This window comes from Prauserella cavernicola, assembly GCF_016595675.1.
GTDB lineage: Bacteria > Actinomycetota > Actinomycetes > Mycobacteriales > Pseudonocardiaceae > Prauserella_A > Prauserella_A cavernicola.
The window spans coordinates 1-21,661 of record NZ_JAENJH010000005.1; the positions used below are offsets into that span (position 1 = coordinate 1).

General features: G+C 70.9%; 20 protein-coding genes and 1 tRNA gene. 10 read left to right on the forward strand and 11 right to left on the reverse strand.

Annotated elements, in window-relative coordinates; translation table 11 throughout:
* Nucleotides 1-151, reverse strand: a 151-nt coding sequence (locus JHE00_RS36115) for a PHP domain-containing protein (RefSeq protein ID WP_200320493.1), incomplete at its 3' end; no start/stop codon positions are given.
* 305 nt (nt 152-456) lie between these two features.
* On the opposite strand from JHE00_RS36115, the gene JHE00_RS20365 reads away from it, so the two are divergent.
* Nucleotides 457-1,203, forward strand: coding sequence for a PP2C family protein-serine/threonine phosphatase (locus JHE00_RS20365; protein ID WP_200320495.1), 747 nt, complete (start codon nt 457-459; stop codon nt 1,201-1,203).
* A 19-nt stretch (nt 1,204-1,222) separates the two neighbouring features.
* On the opposite strand, the gene JHE00_RS20370 is transcribed toward JHE00_RS20365, so the two are convergent.
* The 7 genes from JHE00_RS20370 to JHE00_RS20400 form a co-directional block, all read right to left on the reverse strand.
* Nucleotides 1,223-2,329, reverse strand: coding sequence for a sulfite oxidase (locus tag JHE00_RS20370; protein ID WP_200320497.1), 1,107 nt, complete (start codon nt 2,327-2,329; stop codon nt 1,223-1,225).
* 48 nt (nt 2,330-2,377) lie between these two features.
* Entirely contained in the window at nt 2,378-3,322 is a 945-nt protein-coding gene (locus tag JHE00_RS20375) for a neutral zinc metallopeptidase (RefSeq protein WP_200320499.1), read from the reverse strand.
* Nucleotides 3,323-3,432: 110 nt separating this feature from the next.
* Nucleotides 3,433-4,818, reverse strand: coding sequence for a PhoX family protein (locus JHE00_RS20380; protein WP_200320501.1), 1,386 nt, complete (start codon nt 4,816-4,818; stop codon nt 3,433-3,435).
* A 226-nt stretch (nt 4,819-5,044) separates the two neighbouring features.
* Entirely contained in the window at nt 5,045-5,413 is a 369-nt protein-coding gene (locus JHE00_RS20385; protein WP_200320503.1) for a hypothetical protein, read from the reverse strand.
* A 209-nt stretch (nt 5,414-5,622) separates the two neighbouring features.
* Nucleotides 5,623-5,694: transfer RNA gene (locus tag JHE00_RS20390), tRNA-Val, on the reverse strand.
* 39 nt (nt 5,695-5,733) lie between these two features.
* The gene (locus tag JHE00_RS20395; RefSeq protein ID WP_200320505.1) at nt 5,734-6,195 is read right to left on the reverse strand and encodes a peroxiredoxin; all 462 of its coding nucleotides are present in this window, start codon (nt 6,193-6,195) and stop codon (nt 5,734-5,736) included.
* Between the two features lie 99 nt (nt 6,196-6,294).
* The gene (locus tag JHE00_RS20400) at nt 6,295-6,720 is read right to left on the reverse strand and encodes a DUF3052 domain-containing protein (protein ID WP_200320507.1); all 426 of its coding nucleotides are present in this window, start codon (nt 6,718-6,720) and stop codon (nt 6,295-6,297) included.
* A gap of 394 nt (nt 6,721-7,114) precedes the next feature.
* On the opposite strand from JHE00_RS20400, the gene aceE reads away from it, so the two are divergent.
* The 7 genes from aceE to JHE00_RS20435 all read left to right on the forward strand — a co-directional run bounded on the left by aceE (nt 7,115) and on the right by JHE00_RS20435 (nt 16,249).
* Nucleotides 7,115-9,943 carry a pyruvate dehydrogenase (acetyl-transferring), homodimeric type gene (gene aceE, locus JHE00_RS20405; RefSeq protein WP_200320509.1) on the forward strand — a complete coding sequence of 943 codons (2,829 nt, stop codon included), beginning with the start codon at nt 7,115-7,117 and terminating at the stop codon, nt 9,941-9,943.
* A gap of 85 nt (nt 9,944-10,028) precedes the next feature.
* Nucleotides 10,029-11,240 (forward strand): alpha-hydroxy acid oxidase, encoded by a 1,212-nt coding sequence (locus JHE00_RS20410; protein WP_307832030.1) that lies wholly within the window; start codon nt 10,029-10,031, stop codon nt 11,238-11,240.
* Between the two features lie 180 nt (nt 11,241-11,420).
* A complete protein-coding gene (locus JHE00_RS20415; protein ID WP_200320511.1) occupies nt 11,421-12,614 on the forward strand; it encodes a PucR family transcriptional regulator in 1,194 nt (397 codons plus the stop codon).
* A gap of 160 nt (nt 12,615-12,774) precedes the next feature.
* Nucleotides 12,775-13,671, forward strand: coding sequence for an ACP S-malonyltransferase (locus JHE00_RS20420; RefSeq protein ID WP_268958339.1), 897 nt, complete (start codon nt 12,775-12,777; stop codon nt 13,669-13,671).
* Nucleotides 13,668-14,654, forward strand: coding sequence for a beta-ketoacyl-ACP synthase III (locus JHE00_RS20425; RefSeq protein WP_200320515.1), 987 nt, complete (start codon nt 13,668-13,670; stop codon nt 14,652-14,654). Before JHE00_RS20420 ends, JHE00_RS20425 begins: the two co-directional genes overlap by 4 nt.
* Before the next feature lie 70 nt (nt 14,655-14,724).
* Complete coding sequence (locus JHE00_RS20430) at nt 14,725-14,970, forward strand: acyl carrier protein (RefSeq protein WP_110342395.1); 246 nt, start codon at nt 14,725-14,727, stop codon at nt 14,968-14,970.
* 31 nt (nt 14,971-15,001) lie between these two features.
* Nucleotides 15,002-16,249, forward strand: coding sequence for a beta-ketoacyl-[acyl-carrier-protein] synthase family protein (locus JHE00_RS20435; protein WP_200320517.1), 1,248 nt, complete (start codon nt 15,002-15,004; stop codon nt 16,247-16,249).
* 54 nt (nt 16,250-16,303) lie between these two features.
* Here JHE00_RS20435 and JHE00_RS20440 read toward each other — a convergent pair whose 3' ends face one another.
* The 3 genes from JHE00_RS20440 to JHE00_RS20450 all read right to left on the reverse strand — a co-directional run bounded on the left by JHE00_RS20440 (nt 16,304) and on the right by JHE00_RS20450 (nt 19,110).
* Nucleotides 16,304-16,891: a hypothetical protein gene (locus JHE00_RS20440; RefSeq protein WP_307832031.1), complete on the reverse strand. Its 588-nt coding sequence runs from the start codon at nt 16,889-16,891 to the stop codon at nt 16,304-16,306.
* Nucleotides 16,892-16,913: 22 nt separating this feature from the next.
* Nucleotides 16,914-17,405 (reverse strand): DUF3145 domain-containing protein, encoded by a 492-nt coding sequence (locus JHE00_RS20445; RefSeq protein WP_200320519.1) that lies wholly within the window; start codon nt 17,403-17,405, stop codon nt 16,914-16,916.
* A 223-nt stretch (nt 17,406-17,628) separates the two neighbouring features.
* A complete protein-coding gene (locus tag JHE00_RS20450; RefSeq protein ID WP_200320521.1) occupies nt 17,629-19,110 on the reverse strand; it encodes a S8 family serine peptidase in 1,482 nt (493 codons plus the stop codon).
* 170 nt (nt 19,111-19,280) lie between these two features.
* On the opposite strand from JHE00_RS20450, the gene JHE00_RS20455 reads away from it, so the two are divergent.
* Nucleotides 19,281-20,645: a hypothetical protein gene (locus JHE00_RS20455; RefSeq protein WP_200320523.1), complete on the forward strand. Its 1,365-nt coding sequence runs from the start codon at nt 19,281-19,283 to the stop codon at nt 20,643-20,645.
* 183 nt (nt 20,646-20,828) lie between these two features.
* The gene (locus JHE00_RS20460) at nt 20,829-21,659 is read left to right on the forward strand and encodes an Lsr2 dimerization domain-containing protein (protein ID WP_200320525.1); all 831 of its coding nucleotides are present in this window, start codon (nt 20,829-20,831) and stop codon (nt 21,657-21,659) included.
* The last annotated feature ends 2 nt before the right edge of the window (nt 21,660-21,661 follow it).

Here is a 21,661-nt window from a genome sequence, read left to right on the forward strand (position 1 = left end):
CCGCCCCGTACATGTTGCCGTGGTCGGTCATCCCCACCGCCGGCATCCCCAACCGCGACGCCTCCGCGAACAACGGAGCGATCTTCGCCGCACCATCGAGCATCGAATACTCGGTGTGCACATGCAGGTGGACGAAAGAATCGTTCGACACCAGCGAAAACCTCCCCTTGACGAGACCGTCAGACGCGCGCGAACTCCGGGCCCCACCCTAGACCGAGCCTCCGACGGAACGGGGCACGACGTGCCGCTGCGGGAGCCGATGCCATCCGCTAGTGGGCGCCCGGCAGGCCCACGGGGAAGACACCGTCGCCGGACGCTCACCCGCTGTCAGCGCCTCCAGCGCGCCCCCACGCGAGAGTGGATCGAGGGCGCCGTCACCCCTGGAGGGTGTCCGGTACGACCGGCTACGACCTATCGGGCGTCGTCAACGGAGGCGGCCAGTGGTTCACTGCACCCATGACACGTGACGAGGCGCCCGGAGTCCACTACGCCGTGGGCTCGGACGTCGGCCGGCGCCGCAGCGCGAACGAGGACTCCGCTTACGCGACCCCGCGCCTGCTCGCCGTCGCCGACGGGATGGGCGGGCACGCCGCGGGAGAGGTGGCCAGCGCGATCGCGATCGAGGCGATGGCCGACCTCGACGGCAGGCTGGCCGACGCTGACCCCGAGAAGCGCAATCTCCTGCACGAGCTGGGCGAGGGCGTCTCGGACGCCGCGACCCGCCTCAACGAGCGGGTGGCCGCCGAGCCCGAGCTGGAGGGAATGGGCACCACGCTCACGGCCATCCTGTGGGACGGCACCACCTTCGGTCTCGCGCACATCGGCGACTCGCGTGGCTACCTCCTCCGCGAGGGCGAGCTGAGCCAGCTGACGAAGGACCACACGATGGTCCAGTCCCTCGTCGACGAGGGCAAGATGCCCGCCGAGCTCGCCGCACGCCACCCGGGCCGCTCGGTGCTCATCAGGGCGCTCATGGCCGGCTCGTCCGCCGAACCGGACCTCACGACGCACACCGCCGAGCCGGGCGACCGGTACCTGCTGTGCTCCGACGGGCTCACCGACGTCACCACGCCCGACGAGATCCTCGAGGTGCTGTCGTCCTCCGAGACGCCGGAGGACGCCGTGGGCAGGCTGATCGACATCGCCAACGAGGGCGGCGGCCCCGACAACATCACCTGCGTGATCGCCTACGTGGACCACTGAGGCGACGTGCCGCCGTGAGTCACGGCAGGCACCACACCGGCACGCGGTGCACGGCGTTGTTGGAGAAGCCGCCGCGGTTCCACGGCTCGCGCAATGGCTGACTGGCACCGTCGGCGTCGGTGGCGCGCGCGGCGAGCGTGTACCGCCCCGGCTCGGCGTGCCAGGTGGCGCTCCAGCGCCGCCACGCGTGCCGGTGTCGCGTCTCGGGGTCGAGTCTCGCCCGCGCCCATGTGGCCCCGCCGTCGGTGCTCACCTCCACCCCGGCCAGCGGCGCACGGCCTGACCACGCTCGGCCGGTCAGCCGCACCGGGCCCGGCCGCACGACGCGCTGCCGGGTCTGGAAGTCCGGGAAGCCGGGAGGCACGAGCAGCGCCCTCGGCGCGATGCGGGTGACCGGCTCGCCCTCCTCGTCGGCCCGTCGCCTGGTCACGTAGGCCACGGCGTTCTGGTAGCCGGTGAAGCGCGACTCCGTCACCTCGATCGAGCGCAGCCACTTCACGTGGGCCATGCCGTACCAGCCGGGCACCACGAGCCGCACCGGGAAGCCGTGCTGCGGCGGCAGCGGCGCACCGTTCATCTCGTAGGCGAGCAGCACGTCCTCACCGAGCGCCTCGGCCAGCGGCAGCCCGCGCTGGTAGTCCTGCTCGACGCCGCGCTCCACACCGTGGTCGGCTCCGGTGAACACCACGTCCACCGCGGACTCGCCGAGCCCGGCCTCGGCGAGCACGTCGCGCAGCGGGACGCCGGTCCAGTCCGCGGTGCCGACGGCCTCGACGAGCCACGGCTGGCTCACCGGCCGGGGCCGCAGCGCCGCCCTGCCGTTGCCAGCGCACTCCATCGTGACCCGCACGGTGCGAGAGGGGCGGGCGCGCAGGTCGGCGAGCGAGAGCGTGAGCGCGGTACCGGTGCTGCCGCCGACGGTGAGCCGCCAGCTCTGCGCGTCGACGACCGGGATGTCGTAGTGGACGAGCACGTAGTGCAGTCCCGCGGGCGTCACGTCGTGGACCAGCGCCTCCAGCGGCAGACCGTGGTTGCGGGTGGCCAGCGCGAGCTCGGCCAGTGTGACGCCCTCGTCCTCACGCGCGAGGCGGGCCGGCAGGCTGATGTCGGAGAGCCGCGGGTCCATGCGGTCAGGATGCTCGGCCGTCAGGCCGCGCACGAGGGCCCAGAGACCCTAGAGCACGTGGGAGGACGGGACCGCCCACGTGTCGCACGTGGCGACCGTGCCGTCGTCGAAGCCCGCTCGCGCCCACCGGAGCTGGGTCTCGCTGCTGCCGTGGGTGTCGCTGTCGACCCAGTTGCGGAAGTCGTTCACCGCGGCCTCGGCGTCGGCGGCGCTGATGGAGCCGCGGCCGGAGGCGCTCGCGAGGAACAGCCCCGCGAAGCAGTTGGCCTGCAGCTCCACGCGGCGGTGCAGCTCGTGGTCCTGCGGACTGTCCCGCTCGTAGGAGCCGAGCTCGCGGTTGGCCATGTCCAGGATTCCGCTGAGCCGCTGCACGTGGTGCCCGTACTCGTGGGCGACGGTGGCCAGGTGCGCCTCGGTCGACGGGCCGAGCGAGGCGAGCACCCGGTCGTGCGGCAGGTAGATGGTGTCGTCGAGGTGGCAGTAGAGCCCCGTCGCCTCGGTGGCGGGCGGCAGCGCGCCGCAGCGGGTCGACGGGTCGTCGTCGAGCCGCACGGAGACGCCGGAGACCGTCGCGCCCACCTCGGCCAGCACGGGCGTCCAGGCCTGTTCCAGGCAGCGGATCTCGGCGTCGTAGTAGTCCTGCAGCGCCGAGGGGTCCAGGCCGAGCTCCGGCAACGAGCACGCGACGGACGGCAGCGGGACGGACAGGGTGAGCAGCGCGTTGTCCCGTGGGTCCGGTGCGGCGTCGGCACCGGGCCGGTCCGCGGCTCCCACGGCGCCGGGCCGGGTCTGGATCGCGGCGACCACGGCCACGAGGACACAGGCGAACAGGGAGCACACCACGAGCGGCAGCGCCCGTCGCCAGCGCGGAGGACGCCGCCGCGCCGGTTCCGCGGGAGGCTCCTGCCGGTCCCACCGCGACAGGGGCAGATCCTCGATCAGGGGAGCCGACGCGCGGCGCGGCACGGCGGAGTCCCGGTCAGCAACCCCCACGACAGACCTCTGCTCGGTATCCGACAACTTGGACAAAGAATCATTGCGGCAGAGGCGACCAAGGTCACGCGACGTTGCCGTACCGTGATCTTGGTCGCCTCCGTGTGGGTTCAGAGTGAACCGCGCCGCCAGGGGCCGGTGATGGCGAACGTGATCCCGGGGTTCTGCGCGTTGACGAAGAGCCAGTTGCCCCGCTTCGGCTCGAACGTCGAGCCGCACCACTCCGAACCCGAGTAGTCGCCGGGCTCCACGGACTTGCCCTCGACCCCGCCGTCGGGGATCACGATCCGGTTGAGGGCGAACGGGAAGATCTCGCCGTCGGTGGTGAGCCCGTGCAGGTACTCGCCCTCGTCGCCGTCCTCGCACAGCACGATGCCGCCGCGCGGGCTGACGCAGATGTTGTCGGGGTTGTTCAGCACCGTCGCGTCGGGCGAGGCGAACAGGATGCGCAGCCTGCCCCGCATCGGGGCGTACTCGAACACCTGGCCCTGTCCGCTCGGGCCGCCGCTGGTCGAGACGATGTACACGCGGTCGTTGCCCCACCACGCGCCCTCGAGCCTGCGGAACACGGCCGCACCCAGCGCGGCGCCCTGTTCCGCGGGCCGGGTCTCACCCGGCGCGTAGTCGGGGTTGGGCACGGTGACCCACGACGTGCGGTAGGTGGTGCCCGTGCCGTCCTCGTAGGTCGAGTACGAACCGCCCTCGTCGGTCTCGATCACGAGCATCTGCAGCGTGCCGCCCGCCTCCATCCGGCCCCGCTTGCGCGGCAGGAACCGGTAGAAGCCCGACGGGGTGGCGTCCTCGGTGAGGTAGACGATGCCGGTGGTCGGGTCGACGGCGACGGCCTCGTGGCTGAACCGGCCCATCGCCTTCAGCGGCGTCGCGTCGCCCAAGCGGTCGAACGGCACCTCGAAGACATAGCCGTGCCGGGTGCCGTCCGGGCCGACCTCGCTGGTCTCCTCGCAGGTCAGCCACGTGCCCCACGGCGTGGGACCGCCCGCGCAGTTGCGGATGGTGCCCGACAGGCTCGCCCACGACTCGAGGAACTCGCCGCGCTCGGGGTCGAACACCAGGTTGGTGGTGCCGCCCGTGGCGGCCGGGTCGTAGGCGGGCTCGGTGAACGCTCCGGTGTAGCCGCCCTGCTCGTGGTTGCGGACCAGGGCGATCCTGCCGTCGCGACGGCGGAACGCGGCCATACCGTCGTGCGCGCCGGGGGTCGGGACGCCGTCGGACATGACGTCACCCGTCCAGCCGTAGCTGACGTACTCGAAACCCCTGGGCAGCGCGAGCAGGGGCAGTCCGGTCGTCTGGTCCCTGACCGGCGAGAGCGGGCCGTAGTCGGGACTGGCGGGGCGCTTGGTCAGAGGTGCGGCACCGGCCGTGCGGGCGCCGAGCGCCTCGAGCGGGCCGAGTGCGGCGAGGCTCGCGGTGGCGGCCACGCCCGCGCGGAAGAAGCCCCTCCGGTCGAGGCCTCCGGTGGGTGCGGTGTCGGTCACGGGTTACCTCCCGTATTCGGGTACGAGAGGGACGCTAACCAGCGGATTTGTCCGTTCCGCCGAGTCCGGGCAGCCGCGTGACGAACCGGCGGTGAACCTTCGCCGACGGATCCAGCGGCGGGCGCGCGGGAAGCCCCGGGGGGAGTCTTCCCGGGTTCCCCGGAGCCCTCGCCTCGCGCGTCGGGTCGCCGCCGCGGGAGGTCCGCGACGGCGACCCGGCTCACGGTCAGGGCAGCTGGACCGACTGGCTCTGGCAGTAACCGCTGTCCTCGTAGCGGACTCCGGTGTAGTACTTGCCCGCCTTGGGCAGCCTGCCCGAGATGAGGATGGAGACGCCGTCGTTGACACCGCCGACGGTCGTGATGATCGGGTCCACCCCGAACTGGACGTCCTCGTTCACCTCGACACCGAACTCGTGGCCCCCGTCTCCGGTGACCCGTGCCACGCCGGTGAACGTGCCGTCCGCGTTCATGGCGGGTGGATACACCTCGATGGTGCCCAGGTTCTTGGCCTCACAGGTGACCGCACGCGGCGTCCCGTCGGCGGCAGTGTCGGCGGTGTCGGCGGCGGCGGGCACACCGGACATGGTCGTCACGGCGAGCACGGCCGCCGCAGAACAAGTGATGCGTGTTCGGCTACGCACTGTCAATCCCCCTTGGTCGACTGGATCTTGGTGAAACGTGACCGTAGGGACGCGCCACGGCAGCCAGGTGGCAACCAGGTGGCACCACGAGGGTGCGAGAGAACCGCGAGAACACGGATCGACTAGTCCGCTGACATTCTCGCTGGTACGAGACTTTCCGGTGGGCGCAGCAGGGTTCGAACCTGCGACCCCCTGCTTGTAAGGCAGGTGCTCTTCCGCTGAGCTATGCGCCCCGACGGCGGCGTCCCTGACCGGGACGCCGCCCGCGTGGATCAGGCGAGTTCGGAGACCGCCTTCTTCCACGACTGCTGGTCACGAGCCTCGCCGGGCTGGTTGACCTCGGCGAAGCGCACGACGCCCTCCTTGTCGATCAGGAAGGTGCCGCGGACCGCGAGACCGGCCTTGTCGTTGAAGACGCCGTAGGCCTGCGCGACCTCGCCGTGGGGCCAGAAGTCCGACAGCAGCGGGAACTGGTAACCCTGCTGCTCTGCCCACGCCTTGAGCGAGAACGGCGTGTCCACCGAGACACCGAGGACCTGGACGCCCTCGTTGTCGTACTCGGCGAACTCGTCCCTGAGCTGGCACAGCTCGCCCTGGCAGATGCCACTGAACGCGAACGGGTAGAAGACAAGCAGAACAGGCTTGTCCCCCCGGAACGACGACAGCGTGACTTCCTGCTTGTTGTAGTCGTTGAGCGTGAAGTCCGGGGCTTGCGAACCGACCTCGACCGCCATACCGAGTGTTTCCTCTCCCGTAGGTCGTCCGGCGAAAAACCGTGTGTGCAGGACAACCCTATCGTGGGCGCAGGCCCGTCACATGGGCCAGTGTCGTCGCTACCGGCGTGATTTCGACCTCGGTACCAGCCTGGTCGCCGCCCACGCCTCACTGAGGCTGAGATTCGACGTCTGGGACAACCCCACGGTCGGTACAGCCTCGGCGATATCGCTCGGCTCGACGTGACCGGGCTGACCGGTCTTGGGAGTCAGGACCCAGATGATGCCGTTCTCGTCGAGCGGCGCCCTGGCATCGACCAGGGCGTCTCCGAGATCCCCATCACCGTCGCGCCACCACAGCAGCACCACATCGATGACCTCGTCGGCATCCTCGTCGAGCAGGTCCGCACCGGTGTGCTCCTCGAGGGCCGTCCGGACGTCTTCGTCGACGTCCTCGTCCCAGCCGACCTCCTGGACCACCATGTCCGGCTTGATCCCAAGCCTCTCGGCGACGCTGCGCTGATCAGCGTCTCCCGCGGCGACCACGACCTCACTCCTCCAACTACAACTCGGTGCGGGACGTCACCCGAATATGACGACGACCCGCACGCTTCGTACACAGATGGGCTTAGCGAACACGGCCGGGGCGCACGACGCAACCGTCCACACCGGATCGCTGGCAACTCGTGTCCCGGAGCGTAGGTGCGCGAGCCGTCGAAAGCGAGTGGAAACACGTTGCTCACACCGCCGCGACGTCCCCCTTCCGAGGGCACTCAACTAGGGTGGGAGAGAAGCTCCAACTGGGGCTTCAACAGGCCAAACACGGCGTAGCCCGCCGGTGCAACGTTACCGCTGAGTAGCGGTGACGTGAGCCGCAGATGCGACGACGATGGGCTGGAAGAAGCACACAACACGAAGCGACAAACGGCGAGGAGATCCCTTGGCCCCCCAGAACGACAAGGCCGAGCAGGGCGCACTGGAAGGCACAGTCGGCGTCCCCGGTCAGGGAGCCCCGGCGCGGGTCCGCGTCATCCGTGACGGACTGGCGGCGCACCTGCCCGACATCGACCCCGAGGAGACGGCCGAGTGGCTCGACTCCTTCGACGCGGCGCTGGCGAGGGGTGGTCAGCAGCGCGCGAGGTATCTGATGCTGCGGGTGCTGGAGCGCGCCCGGGAACGCAACGTGGGCGTGCCGCCACTGACCGCGACGGACTACGTCAACACGATCCCCACGGAGAACGAGCCGTGGTTCCCGGGTGACGAGGAGATCGAGCGGCGCTACCGGGCCTACATCCGGTGGAACGCGGCGATCATGGTGCACCGGGCGCAGCGTCCCGGCGTCGGCGTGGGCGGGCACATCTCCACCTACGCCTCCTCGGCCGCGCTCTACGAGGTCGGCTTCAACCACTTCTTCCGGGGCAAGGACCACTCCGGCGGTGGCGACCAGATCTTCATCCAGGGTCACGCCTCCCCCGGTGTCTACGCGCGCGCGTTCCTCGAGGGCAGGCTCACCGCCGACCAGCTGGACGGGTTCCGGCAGGAGTACTCGCACGCCGGTGAGGGTGGCGGGCTGCCGTCGTACCCGCACCCGCGGCTGATGCAGGACTTCTGGGAGTACCCCACCGTCTCGATGGGCATCGGCCCGATGAACGCGATCTACCAGGCGCGGTTCAACCGCTACCTGCGCGACCGCGGCATCAAGGACACGAGCGACCAGCACGTCTGGGCGTTCCTCGGCGACGGCGAGATGGACGAGCCGGAGTCGCGCGGGCTGATCCACGTCGCCTCCGGCGAGGGCCTGGACAACCTGACCTTCGTGATCAACTGCAACCTGCAGCGGCTCGACGGTCCGGTGCGCGGCAACGGCAAGATCATCCAGGAGCTCGAGGCCTACTTCCGGGGCGCGGGCTGGAACGTGATCAAGGTCATCTGGGGCCGCGAGTGGGACTCGCTGCTGCACGGCGACCGCGACGGCGCGCTCGTCAACCTGATGAACACCACGCCCGACGGCGACTTCCAGACCTACAAGGCCAACGACGGCGCGTACGTCCGCGAGCACTTCTTCGGCCGTGACCCGCGCACGAAGGACCTGGTTAAGGACCTCACCGACGCCGACATCTGGAACCTCAAGCGCGGCGGCCACGACTACCGCAAGGTCTACGCGGCGTACAAGGCCGCGCTGGAGCACAACGGCAGGCCGACCGTGATCCTCGCCCACACCATCAAGGGCTACGGTCTCGGTCCGGCGTTCGAGGGCCGCAACGCCACGCACCAGATGAAGAAGCTGACGATCGACGACCTCAAGCTGTTCCGCGATGCCCAGCGCATCCCGATCAGCGACGAGGAGCTCGACAAGAACCCGAAGCTCCCGCCGTACTACCACCCCGGCAAGGACTCCGAGGAGATCCAGTACCTGCTCGGCCGCCGCACGGCGCTGGGCGGGTACCTGCCGGAGCGGCGCAGCGCGCGGGCCAAGCCGCTGGTGCTGCCGGGCGACAAGGTCTACGAGTCGATCCGCAAGGGCTCGGGCAAGCAGGAGGTCGCCACCACGATGGCGTTCGTCCGCCTGGTGCGCGAGCTGGCCAAGGACTCCGAGATCGGCAGCCGGATCGTGCCGATCATCCCGGACGAGGCCCGCACCTTCGGGCTCGACTCGATGTTCCCGACGGCCAAGATCTACAACCCGCACGGCCAGAGCTACACCTCGGTCGACGCTCAGCTGATGCTGGCCTACAAGGAGTCCGAGCAGGGCCAGCTCCTGCACGAGGGCATCAACGAGGCGGGCTCGACGGCGTCGTTCACCGCGGTGGGCACCTCGTACGCCACGCACGGCGAGCCGATGATCCCGATCTACATCTTCTACTCGATGTTCGGGTTCCAGCGGACCGGCGACGGCCTGTACGCGGCGGCCGACCAGATGGCGCGCGGCTTCGTGCTGGGCGCCACCGCGGGCCGCACCACGCTCACCGGCGAGGGCCTGCAGCACGCCGACGGGCACTCGCTGCTGCTCGCGGCCACCAACCCGGCCGCGGTGGCCTACGACCCGTCGTGGTCGTTCGAGATCGCCCACATCGTGCGCGACGGTCTCCGCCGGATGTACGGCGAGACCGGGCCGGACGGCAACGGCGAGAACATCTTCTACTACGTGACCATCTACAACGAGCCGTACCAGCAGCCGGCCGAGCCGGAGAACCTCGATGTGGACGGCCTGTTGAAGGGTCTCTACCGCTACGCCGAGGCCCCGCAGGGCGAGGGCCCCGAGGCCCAGATCCTGGTCTCGGGCGTCACGATGCCGGACGCGCTCAAGGCACAGCAGCTGCTCCTGGAGGAGTGGGGCGTGCGGGCCGCGGTGTGGTCGGCGACGTCGTGGACCGAGCTGCGGCGCGAGGCCGTCGACGTGGACAGGGACAACTTCCTGTACCCGGGCGACACCCCGCGCGTGCCGTACGTGACCTCCGCGCTGAAGGACGCCACCGGCCCGGTCGTGGCCGTGTCGGACTGGATGCGCGCGGTTCCGGACCTGATCCGGCCGTGGGTCCCCGGCGACATGCTCACGCTGGGCACCGACGGGTTCGGCTTCTCCGACACCCGTCCTGCCGCGCGCAGGCACTTCCTCGTCGACGCCCAGTCGATCGCGGTCGGCGTGCTGACGACGCTCGCCCGCCGTGGCGAGATCGACCAGGCGAAGGTCGTCGAGGCGGCGCAGAAGTACCAGATCGACGACGTCAGCGCGGCAGGTCCGCAGACGTCGGACTCGGGCGTGGCCTGAGCGAACGGCACCACCAGCACGACGACCCGTCACCGGCCCCGCGCCGGTGGCGGGTCGTTCGTCTTTCCAGCGAGAGGAGCGCATCGTGACCAAGCGCAGGCTGCCGAGGCCCGCGGAGCTCGCCCAGGTGCTGCGGCCGAAACCGGTGGTCCTCAACCCGACCGACCGGCGGCTCGGGGCCGCGCACACGATCGCCGACCTGCGCACGATCGCGAGGAAACGGACGCCGAGGGCCGTGTTCGACTACACCGACGGGGCGGCGGAGCTGGAGGACAGTCTGCGCAGGGCGCGCCAGGCGTTCCGCGGCGTCGAGTTCCATCCCAACGTCCTGCGCGGCGTGTCCGATGTAGACACCAGCGTAGAGGTGCTCGGCGCACGCTCGGAGCTGCCGTTCGCGCTGGCCCCTACCGGGTTCACGCGCATGATGCACCACGAGGGCGAGTCTGCGGTCGCGCGCGTGGCCGAGCGCGCCGGCATCCCGTACACGCTGTCCACGATGGGCACCACGTCGATCGAGGCCGTCGCCCAGGCCGCCCCCGGCGCTCGGAGGTGGTTCCAGCTCTACGTGTGGCGCGACCACGCCGCCGGTGCCGACCTCATGCGCAGGGCGTGGGAATCCGGTTACGACACGTTGCAGCTGACGGTGGACACGCCGGTGGGTGGCGCGCGGATGCGGGATGTGCGAAACGGTCTCACGATTCCGCCCGCCCTGACGCTGCGGACGTTCCTCGACGGCGCCACACATCCGGCGTGGTGGTTCAACCTGCTCACCACGGAGCCGTTGCAGTTCGCCTCGCTGAGCCAGTGGAGCGGCACGGCGGCCGAGCTCATCAACGCGATGTTCGACCCGACGCTGTCCTACGACGATCTGGCGTGGGTGCGCGAGAGCTGGCCCGGCACGCTCGTCGTGAAGGGCATACAGAATCCCGCCGACGCCAGGGACGTGGTGCGGGCGGGAGCCGATGCGGTGGTGCTGTCCAATCACGGCGGACGGCAGCTCGACCGCGCGCCGACACCGCTGGAGCTGCTGCCCGCGACGCTGGACGCCGTGGCGGGCGAGGCCGAGGTGTGGGTCGACACCGGCATCCTCTCGGGCGGCGACGTCGTGGCGGCCACGGCGATGGGCGCCGGCCTGTGCCTCGTCGGCAGGGCCTACCTCTACGGGCTCATGGCGGGCGGCGAGCGGGGCGTGCAGCGAGCGGTCGACATTCTGCGCGCGGAAATCGTGCGCACGCTGCAGTTGCTCGGCGTCCGCACCATCGGCGCGCTCACGCCGAGCCACGCCACCCTGCGCTGACCCGGGGAAAGGGGCCCACGAAAGGGTGAGTGCACTGGCGTTCGATGATCCACAAGGTCCATAGTGGAATCACCGGTGGGGACCGGGGAGACGAGACCGCCCGACGCAGCGAAAACCGCAGCGCGTCGGGCGGTCTCGTATTTAGGGCCTCGAACGCCGGGGACGTAGTATCGCAACACGATGGCAACCCCGAAGCGGCAGCGCCTGTCCGCGAAAACCCTGCGCGAACTCGAACGAGCCTCCGGTCGCCTCGCCAAGGCGAGCGTCGCGGCCATGGAGGAACGCCTGCCGTGGTTCGGGCGGATGCCCGCCGACCAGCGTGCCAGCGTCCTGTTGATCACCCAGACCGGAGCGGCGGGCTTCGTCAGGTGGCTGCGCGACTCCAAGGAGGCGCTCAAGCTCACCACCGAGGCGTTCCGCGCCGCGCCCCGCGAGCTGTCCCGCTGGATCAGCCTGCGGCAGACGGTGGGGCTCGTCCGGCTGGCGATCGAGGTCTTCGAGGAGCAGCTGCCCGAGTTCGCCGCCGACGACGATGAGCGCGCCGCGCTCATCGAGGGCATCCTGCGCTACGGCCGTGAGGTCGCCTTCGCCGCGGCCAACTCCTACGCGGCCGCCGCCGAGGCCAGGGGCGCGTGGGACGCGCGGCTCGAGGCGCTCGTCGTGGACGGCGTGGTGCGTGGCGACGCCGAGGAGTCGGTGCTGTCCCGGGCGGCGGCGCTGGGCTGGGACCCGGCCTCCGACGTCACCGTGCTCGTCGGCAACCCGCCCTCGGACGATCCGCCGACGGTCGTGTTCGAGGTCCGCAGCAGGGCGGCGAGGGCGGCCCGCCCGGTGCTGCTCGGCGTGCAGGGCTCACGGCTCGTCGTGCTGGTGGCCGGGCCCACCGGCGGCAGCGCGAAGGACCGCGCGATCCTGACCTCGTTGTCGACGGCGTTCGCGGAGGGACCCGTGGTGGCAGGACCCACGGTGGCGGGTCTCGCCGAGGCACACCACAGCGCCGTCGAGGCCCTGTCCGGGCTGCGCGCCGTGGTCGGCTGGCCGTCTGCGCCCCGGCCGACGCGCTCGGCCGACCTGCTGCCCGAGCGCGCCCTCGCCGGCGACGCGGAGGCCGAGCGGCAGCTGATCGAACTCATCGCGCGCCCGCTGGAGGACGCGGGTCCCGCGTTGCTGGAGACCATCGAGACGTACCTGGAGAGCGGCGGCGTGCTGGAGACGTGCGCGCGGCAGCTGTTCGTGCACTCGAACACCGTGCGCTACCGGCTGCGCAAGGCCGCCGAGCTCACCGGCCGCAACGCGGGCGACCCCCGCGACGCGGTCGTGCTGCGGACCGCGCTGACGGTCGGCAGGCTCGCCCGCGCCCGCGGCCTGTGGTGACACCAGTCACAAACAAACTGCTCGAACCCGACAATATCGCCACGTCGACGCCGGGTCGGTAAGCAGGAGCTTTGTAGGCTCCCCACAACGTCACGGGACGTACTTGGTCACCGGCCAGGATTCCCCGCGACCACCCTGTACGTGTTCCCTTAGAGAGGTGATGGCACTTCTCTGCCCCGGACAGGGGTCGCAGGCCCCCGGAATGCTCACTCCCTGGCTCGAACTCGGCGGCACGCGCGACCGCATCGGGCAGTGGTCCGAGCGCGCCGGACTCGATCTGCTCCGGCTCGGCACTGAGGCCGACGCCGAGGAGATCCAGGACACCGCCATCACGCAGCCGCTGATCGTGGCACTGTCGCTGCTGGCCGCCGAGCACCTGCCGGAGAGCGTCCCCGCCGACGCGCCGGTCGCGGGCCACTCCGTCGGCGAGCTCGCCGCGGCCGCGATCGCCGGGGTGCTCTCGCCGGCGGAGGCCGTCGCGCTGGCCGCCGTCCGCGGCGCCGAGATGGCCAAGGCGTGCGCGATCGAGCCCTCCAGCATGGCCGCCGTGATGCTGGGCGAGCCGGAGCGGGTCGTCGCGTGGCTGCACGAGCAGGGACTCGAGGCCGCCAACCAGAACGGGGCGGGCCAGATCGTCGCCTCCGGCTCCGCCGCGCAGATCGAGCAGATCGCCGCCGAGCCGCTGGAGGGCACCAAGGTGCGCCCGCTGAAGGTCGCGGGCGCGTTCCACACGAAGTACATGGCACCCGCCGAGGACGCCGTCCGGGCCGCGGCCGCGGCGATCACGCCGGCCGACCCGGTGCGCCCGCTGCTGTCCAACGCCGACGGCGCCGTGGTGACGAGCGGCTCCGAGTACCTGGAGCGCCTGGTCAAGCAGGTGACCCGGCCGGTGCGCTGGGACCTGACGATGCGCGAGCTCGCCTCGCTCGGGGTCACGAGCACCGTCGAGCTGCCGCCGGCCGGAACACTGACGGGCCTGGTGAAGCGCGAGCTCAAGGGCACCGTCACCTCGTTCGTCGCGCTCAAGACCCCCGCGAACCTGGAGGACGTCAAATGACGGGTGACCGGCCCGCGTTGCAGCTGCGGCAGGGCCCCGCCGCCACCCGGATCCTCGGCGTCGGCAGCACCCAGCCGGACCGCGTCGTCACCAACGACGACCTGTCCGAGGTGATGGACACCAACGACCAGTGGATCCGCGAGCGCGTCGGCATCATCGAGCGCCGGTTCGCCGACAAGGACGAGCTGCTGGTCGACATGGCCGTCACGGCGGGAGCCAAGGCGCTCGCCGACGCGGGCACCGATCCGTCCGAAGTGGACACGGTGATCGTGCCCAACTGCACGATGCCCGCTCCCATCCCCAACGCGGCGGGACAGGTCGCCGACCGCATCGGCATCAAGGCCGCGGGCGCGTTCGACCTCAACGCCGCGTGCGCGGGCTTCTGCTACGGCCTCGGCGTGGCGTCGGACCTGATCCGCGCGGGCTCGGCCGGCAAGGTGCTGGTGATCGGCGCCGAGAAGCTCACCGACGTCGTGGACCCGCAGGACCGCTCCACCGCGATCATCTTCGCCGACGGAGCGGGCGCGGCACTGGTAGGCCCGTCCGAGCAGCCCGGCATCGGCCCGGTCGCCTGGGGCAGCGCGGGCGACCTCGTCGACATGATCTACATGCGCGAGCACCGCTACCTGTTCCAGGAGGGGCAGGCCGTGTTCCGCTGGGCCACCACGCAGATCGCACCCATCGCCATGCGCGCCGTGGAACTGGCGGGCATCCAGCTGTCCGATGTGGACGTGCTGATTCCCCACCAGGCGAACCTGCGGATCGTGGAGGCCATCGCCAAGCGGCTGCGCGCGAAGGGCGCCAGGGAGGACCTGGTCGTCGCCGACGACATCCGCTACTCCGGCAACACCTCGTCGGCCTCGATCCCGATCGCGCTGGACCACATGCGCGCGGCGGGCACCGTGAAGTCCGGTGACGTGGTGCTCCTGGTCGGCTTCGGCGCCGGCCTCTCCTACGCGGGTCAGGTCATCGTCTGCCCGTGATTCACCCGGCTCCGGCGGACGTTAAGGTCCGTCGCAAGCACAAGTGCTTCGATTAGGAAGGAACCACCAAGTGGCAGACAAAGAAGAGATCCTGTCCGGACTCGCCGAGATCGTCGAAGAGGTCGCGGGCGTCGCGCAGGACGACGTGAGCACCGAGAAGTCCTTCGTCGACGACCTCGACATCGACTCGCTGTCCATGGTGGAGATCGCCGTGCAGGCCGAGGACAAGTTCGGTGTCAAGATCCCGGACGACGAGCTCGCGAACCTCAAGACCGTCGGTGACGCCGTCGACTACGTCGCGGCGAACTCCAAGTAACAACTCGGTTGGCTACCTCGGGGAGACTGCAATGAGCAACATCGACGTGGTGATCACCGGGCTCGGCGCCACCACGCCGCTCGGCGGGGACGTCACGTCCACCTGGGACGGCCTCCTCGCGGGCCGCAGTGGCGTCCGCGCCATCGAGGCGGACTGGGTCGAGCGCTTCGACCTCCCGGTGAAGATCGGCGCCAATCTCGCCGAGGAGCCGACGGAAACGATCCCGCGTGTGCAGGCGCGCAGGCTGGACCGCTGCGAGCAGGTCGCGCTGATCGCGGCGCGACAGGCCTGGGCGGATGCCGGCTTCGCGGAGCAGACGGACGAGCACACGGATGTCGAGCCGAACCGGCTCGGCGTCTCGATCGGCACCGGCATCGGCGGCCCCATGACGCTGCTGAACCAGGACGACCTGCTCGAAGAGCACGGGATCCGCAAGGTGTCGCCGCTGACGGTGCCGATGCTGATGCCGAACGGGCCCGCCGCGCACGTCGGGATCGACCTCAAGGCCCGTGCCGGGGTGCACTCGCCCGCGTCGGCGTGTGCCTCCGGTGCGGAAGGCATCGCCACGGGCGTCCAGATGATCCAGTCGGGCAGGGCCGACGTCGTGGTCGCGGGTGGCGCGGAAGCCTGCATCGCCCCGATCACCATCGCCGGCTTCGCGCAGGCCCGCACGGTCTCCACCCGCAACGACGACCCGCAGCACGCGTCGAGGCCGTTCGATACGGCACGCGACGGCTTCGTGCTCGGTGAGGGTGCCGGCGCCGTGGTGCTGGAGCGGGCGGACCGGGCGGCGGCCCGCGGCGCCCGGATCTACGCGCGGCTCGGTGGCTTCGGCATCACCTCGGACGCCTACCACATCACGGGCAACCACCCCGAGGGAATCGGTCAGATCGCGGCGATGCACCACGCGATCCAGATGGCGGGCCTGACCCCCGGCGACATCGGCCACGTGAACGCGCACGCGACCTCCACGGTCGTCGGCGATGTCGGCGAGGCGGCGGCGATCCGCAAGGCGATCGGCGAGCACCCGGTCGTCACGGCTCCCAAGAGCGCGCTCGGTCACCTCGTCGGCGGTGCCGGTGCGGTGGAAGGGATCCTGACGATCCTGGCGATCTACCACGGCCTGGTCCCGGCAACGCTCAACCTCGAGAACCTCGACCCGAAGGTCGACCTCGACGTCGTGGCGGGCGAGGCACGCAAGGTCGAGCTGAACGCCGCGATCAGCAACTCGTTCGGTTTCGGCGGGCACAACACGGCTCTGCTGTTCACCGCAGCCTGAGCGAACAGGCTCACCGAAGGCCCGGGGTCCGCGTGACCCCGGGCTTTCGTGTGCTCAGCAGGCTTCGCGCTCCGGGATGGTGCCCGTGGTGACGGCATCGATCTTCCACTCGCCGCCGACCTGCGTGAGCGGGAAGGCGAGGCGCCAGATGATGCACGGCTCCTGAAGGTCGGGCGGGCCGTCCGAGGCGTCCTGCGTGCTCGTGAAGCCGATCAGCGCCGTGAGGGTGTTCTCCGGCGCCGCCTCCAGCCGGAAGACGCGGATGCTGCCGTCCCTGGTGGTCTGGTAGTTCTTCTGCCATTCCTTGCGGGGCTGGGCCTGGACTCGTTCGGCCACGACCGTGTTGGACCACCGGTCGTAGTCGCCAGCGTTGATGGAGTCGAAGTGCCGCTGCAGCAGGTCACGCACCGGCTCGGCCTCGGGGTGCGCCGCGGCGTCGCTGGCCAGCTCCACCGTGGGCGGGCCGGGCTGCTGCTGCGGCCGCAACGGCGGCGGCGCGGGATCATTCGCCACCGCGGGCTCCGCGGTGCTGGGAGTTTGGTAGAGCTCCCTGGCCAGCAGGCCGCCTCCGACCGTCAACGACACCACCACGATGAGCACGGGCACGAGCCAGCGCGGGCGGGCAGGAACGACGGAAGGCACCCGGCAAGGGTAACCAGCTGGTTCAGCCCACCTGGTGCAACCACGTCACGGGCGCGCCGTCACCCGCGTGGCGGAACGGTTCGAGGGCTTCGTCCCAGCTCGCGCCGAGCAGTTCGTCCAGTTTGTGCGCGAGCTGCTCCCCCGCCCTGTTCCGGGACACGAGGCTGCGCAACTGGTCCTCACCGACGACGATGTCGCCGTTCGCGCTCGTGCGCGCATGCCAGATTCCGAGACCGGGCGCGTAACAGATGCGCTGCCCGTCGACGCCGGGGCTCGGCTCCTCGGTGACCTCGAACCGGACCATGGGCCAGGCTTTGAGGGCACCGGCGAGCTTGCCCGCCATGCCTGCGGGCGCGCGCCAGTCACACTCGGCACGGAGCTGCCCGGGGGCGGCAGGTTGTGCCGTCCACTGCAACTCGACCCGGACCCCGAGGGTGCCCGAGATCGCCCACTCGACGTGCGGACACACCGCAGACGGCGACGAGTGGACGTACACCACGCCACGAGTGCTCACTGCTGACCTCCGCTGCTCGACGAGGGGCGTCTTCCCCTACGACCTCGCGAGGTGACGGACGATCTCAGTGTCGTGACTGCTCCACTGGGTATTCTGCACTCAGCTCACCCATTTGACCACACGAGCACCAGAAATCACACCGGTCAGTGAGCATCGGGGCAAGGAGGGCAAGCACGCTGCCCGACCTGGAGCAGTCGCGCTCCCCCACCCGCCTTTCCTCAGGTCACGCAGGGGCCGCGCCGAACGCGGTCGTCGCCGCCACGACGTCGACGAGCCCGGCACCCTTGTCGAAGCTCGATGTGTACTGCCCCGCCTGCTCGTACGGGGCGCCGTCCACGAACTTGTGGGCGGTCGACTTGAGCACGTGCTCGATCTCCTCGGGCGTCGCGCCGGGCTTGGCCTGGAACAACTGCGCGACGATGCCGGCGATCTGCGGCGCCGCCATCGACGTGCCACTGATCACGTTGTAGGTGCCCAGATCCAGCGGGCCGGGGCCGTTCACCGGCTGCAAGCCGGTCGAGCAGATCGGCAGATAGGGCCTGCACGAGGACACGATGTTCTCGCCGGGAGCGGAGAGGTCGGGCCAGCTCTGCTGATCGCCTGCCGCGCCGCGCGAGGAGTACTCCGACACCGCGCCATCGCGCGTGCCCGTCCCCTGATCGTTGTACGAGGCGACCGACACGATGCCGGGGGTCGGGTCCTGGCCGGGCGGGTTGGACAGGTTCCCGGAGCCGTCGCCGCCGTCGTTGCCGTTGGCCCACACCGTCACGACGCCCTCCGCGGCCAGCGCGCGCTGGAGCTTGACGGTCGCCGAATTCGGGTCGAAGCCGCCGCCACCGCCCGGGCCGTAGGAGTTGTTGACCACCTTGATCGGCGGGCAGTCCTCAGCGGACACTCCCTCGCCGCACGGCGCGTCGTGGTTCTCCAGCACCCAGTTGAGCGCCGCGTCGCTGCCGAGGACCAGCAGCGCCGCACCGGTGGAGAGCGACACGATCTTCGAGCCCGGCGCCGAGCCACCCACGCGGGTCTCGCCGCCGAGGGTGAGGTCGTTGCCCGCCGCGATGCCGGTGACGTGCGTGCCGTGACCGCCGAGCGAGAGCGTGTCGGTGTCCACCGTGTTGGGGACCTTGGCGATGCAGCCGGTGTCGGTGCCCTGCAGGCACAGGCTCTTGAGGTTGGCGACGACCCTGCTCGTGCCGTCAGGTCCCCGGAACGCGGGGTGCGTGGGGTCGACGCCGGTGTCGATCACCGCGACGCTCACACCGCTGCCGTCGAGCGCACCGCCGTCGGCGCCGGTCAGTGTCTCCCGCGCCTCGGTGGAGCGGGTCGCGGCGGTGCCGCTGCTCGCGTGGACACGCAGCGGGTCGTTGTTCTCGACGTAGGCGACGCCCGGCGCGGAGCGCACCGCGGCCACCTCGTCGGCCGTCCCCGACGCCGCGACGACGCCGATGCGGGAGAAGCTCGTGATCGGCGTCAGTCCCGCGTCGCGCACGGCGGCCTCGGCCGCGGCGAGGTCGGTGCCGTGCACCAGTGCGGTCACCGGCGCGGCGCCGGATGCCGTCGAGAGCAGAGCTCCGAGCGTCTCCGACACGGGCGCAAGCGGTTGCGCCGACTGGGCGGGGGCGGCACCGGCGAGTATGAGGACCGCGGCTGACGCGGTGATCCACCAGGGGCGTCGGGAACGAGTCCAGCGCCGTGAGCGCATCTCAGCCTCCAAAACGGAGAGATCAACATTGACCTACTGTCGAGTAAGTACTCAACTAGGTGACGGCAATCACTGTCAATGACTACGTTCCGTGCACCCTGCCGCGCCCCGGCCCGGTAACTTGTCGCGCTAGCGTGTCAACGCGACGTACGGCTGCAGGGGAGGTCCGCGTGCGACTCGTCCGCTTCCCCCGGCAACCCGCACGGGTCTCCGAGGACATCCGCGCCGCACTCGCCTCGCTCGGCCGGGGCCGCAACATCGTCGGTGGCGTCGCACTCGCCGGCGTGCAACCGCCAGGCATGCCGAAAGCCGTCGACGCGGTACTGATCGTGCCGGGCGGCGTGCTGGTCGTGGTCGGCGTCGACCTGCCGGACCCGGCGATGCGGCTGGAGGCGCCGCTACAGGGCCGGTGGAAGTCCGACGGCTGGCCGCTGGTCAGCACCGACGACGCGGGCAACCCCGGCACCGCCGCCCTCGCACTGGCCGCGACGGTCGGCGAGCGCGTCCAGGCCGCCGCGCCCGGCGCCACGCTCGGCACCGTCATCGCGGTGGGCCCGTTCGTCGAGACCGTGGAGCAGCCGCCCGCCGACCTCGCCGGCTCGGTACGGGTCATCCACCCGACTCCCACGAGCATGCTCGCCGCCGCCGTGTCGCTCGCCGCCGCGGAGGAGCCGTTCACGGCGAGCCAGGTCCGCGCACTCGTGCAGGCACTCGAGCCGTCCACACCGGAACTGGACGACGACACGCTCGCCGCGGAAGGCTTCTCCACCGAGGAGCACCCGCTGGCACTGGCTCCACAGACCGTGCCGATCGACTACCCCTCGACCCCGGCCGCGATCCCCTCCCCCAAGCCCGTCACGGTCGCCGTCGCACCGGAACTGAACAGGCCGCCGCGGCCGGCTCCACTGCGCTCCCCCGCGCCGGCTCCGGCCCCGGCCGCACCGCCACCGTCGTTCACCACACCGCGGCGACCGCTGCGCTGGCGACCACTCGCCGCCGCGGGCGTCGCCGTGGCCGTCGTCGGCGCGGTGCTCGCGATCGTGCTCGCTCAGGGCGGTGACGACAGCGTCTCGCCGTCGGTCACGCCTGCCGCCGTGGCCACCGCGGCAGGCGTCGAGTTCACCGAACGCGCCGCGTCCGCCGCCGACGACTGCGCTCCGCACGCGGCGGGCGACCTGCAGGTCGCGCTCCAGGACCTCGGCTGCACCGGGATCCGCAGAGCCAGCTTCGACACCACGGCCGACGGCACCGCGATCGCGGTCTCCGTGGCCGCACTGGAGTTCTCCGACGAGGCCGCGGCACAGGACTTCCTCCGGCTCGCCGACACCCCCGGCAGCGGCACGATCATCGACCTGGCCACCGAGAACACGAGCTGGCCCGGCGCCGCGCCCTCGTTCGCCAACGCGGCCTACGCGGGCTCGCTCGACGGCAGCACGGTGCGCCTGGTGCTCACCTGCGTGCTCGACGGGCCGTCGCGCCCCGACGACCCCCGGCTCGCCGAGGCCGCCAAGGCCGCACTACAGCTGCCGGTCTGACCTGGTCACTCCATTTCGGACATCATTTCCGCTTTCGTCCACAGTGGAGCAAAGACGAGCTCGGCACGGTGGGTGATCTCACATTCATCGCCTCGTGAAACTCGCATCCCGGGCACCCCCAAGGGAAAACGCGTCAGGCGCTATCCTTGCTGCGAAGCAAGATTTCAGTACGGGGAGGTCCTCATGGCCAGGAGCACGGCGGTCGAGGTACTCGACGACATCAATGGAGAGCCCGCCGGGGAAACCGTGCGGTTCGCGTTGGACGGCGTCGAGTACGACATCGACCTCTCCGGCGACAACGCGGAAATCCTGCGCGAGACACTCGGCCGCTACGTCAGCGGCGGACGTCGGACCGGCGGCCGCAAGCGCATGCCCCGGGTGATCGCCGCCCCGGCGAAGTCGGCCAAGGCCTCGCCCGCAGGCACGCGAAAGTCGGCCGCCGCAAAGAAAACGGCTCCGAAAAAGGCCGCGGCCGTCACGAAGGCCACCCGCGGACGCACCGCGACGACCGCCGCGGCAAAAACCGCCAAGTCGACAAAGAAGGCCAAGTCCGCGGCCACGTCCACGGCGGCCAAGCCCGGTCGCAAGGCGGCGGGCACGAAGGCGGCTGCGAAGCCCGCCACCAAGGCCACACCGGCCCGCGGCACCGCGCCGAGCGCCCCCGCCAAGAGGGCCGCCGGGAAGACCGCAGCCGCTACGGGCGCCAAGACCGCGAAGGCCACACCGAAGACCACCGCCACGGCAACGACGAGGAAAACCGCCACGGGCTCGGGCGCCAAGACCGCCAAGGCTGCCCCGAAGGCCCCCGAAGCCTCGAGCGCCACAGCCGCACCGAAGACCGCCGCGGCTTCGAGCACGAAGGCTGCCCCGAAGACCACCGCCGCCAAGACCCCGAAGACCGCCAAGGCCGCTCCGAAGGCCGCCGCGCCCAAGAAGGCCGCGGCGAAGAAGCCCCGCGGTGCCGCGAGCGCGGCACCGATCCCGCAGGTCAGCTTCTCCGCCGCGGCCCGCTGAGC

Bases quoted from the DNA above. Each gene is read 5' to 3' on its own strand.
- JHE00_RS20365 (WP_200320495.1), top strand. From the start codon at position 457: ATGACACGTGACGAGGCGCCCGGAGTCCACTACGCCGTGGGCTCGGAC.
- JHE00_RS20370 (WP_200320497.1), bottom strand. From the start codon at position 2,329: ATGGACCCGCGGCTCTCCGACATCAGCCTGCCGGCCCGCCTCGCGCGT.
- JHE00_RS20395 (WP_200320505.1), bottom strand. From the start codon at position 6,195: ATGGCGGTCGAGGTCGGTTCGCAAGCCCCGGACTTCACGCTCAACGAC.
- JHE00_RS20415 (WP_200320511.1), top strand. From the start codon at position 11,421: ATGGCAACCCCGAAGCGGCAGCGCCTGTCCGCGAAAACCCTGCGCGAA.
- JHE00_RS20420 (WP_268958339.1), top strand. From the start codon at position 12,775: ATGGCACTTCTCTGCCCCGGACAGGGGTCGCAGGCCCCCGGAATGCTC.
- JHE00_RS20425 (WP_200320515.1), top strand. From the start codon at position 13,668: ATGACGGGTGACCGGCCCGCGTTGCAGCTGCGGCAGGGCCCCGCCGCC.
- JHE00_RS20435 (WP_200320517.1), top strand. From the start codon at position 15,002: ATGAGCAACATCGACGTGGTGATCACCGGGCTCGGCGCCACCACGCCG.
- JHE00_RS20450 (WP_200320521.1), bottom strand. From the start codon at position 19,110: ATGCGCTCACGGCGCTGGACTCGTTCCCGACGCCCCTGGTGGATCACC.
- JHE00_RS20460 (WP_200320525.1), top strand. From the start codon at position 20,829: ATGGCCAGGAGCACGGCGGTCGAGGTACTCGACGACATCAATGGAGAG.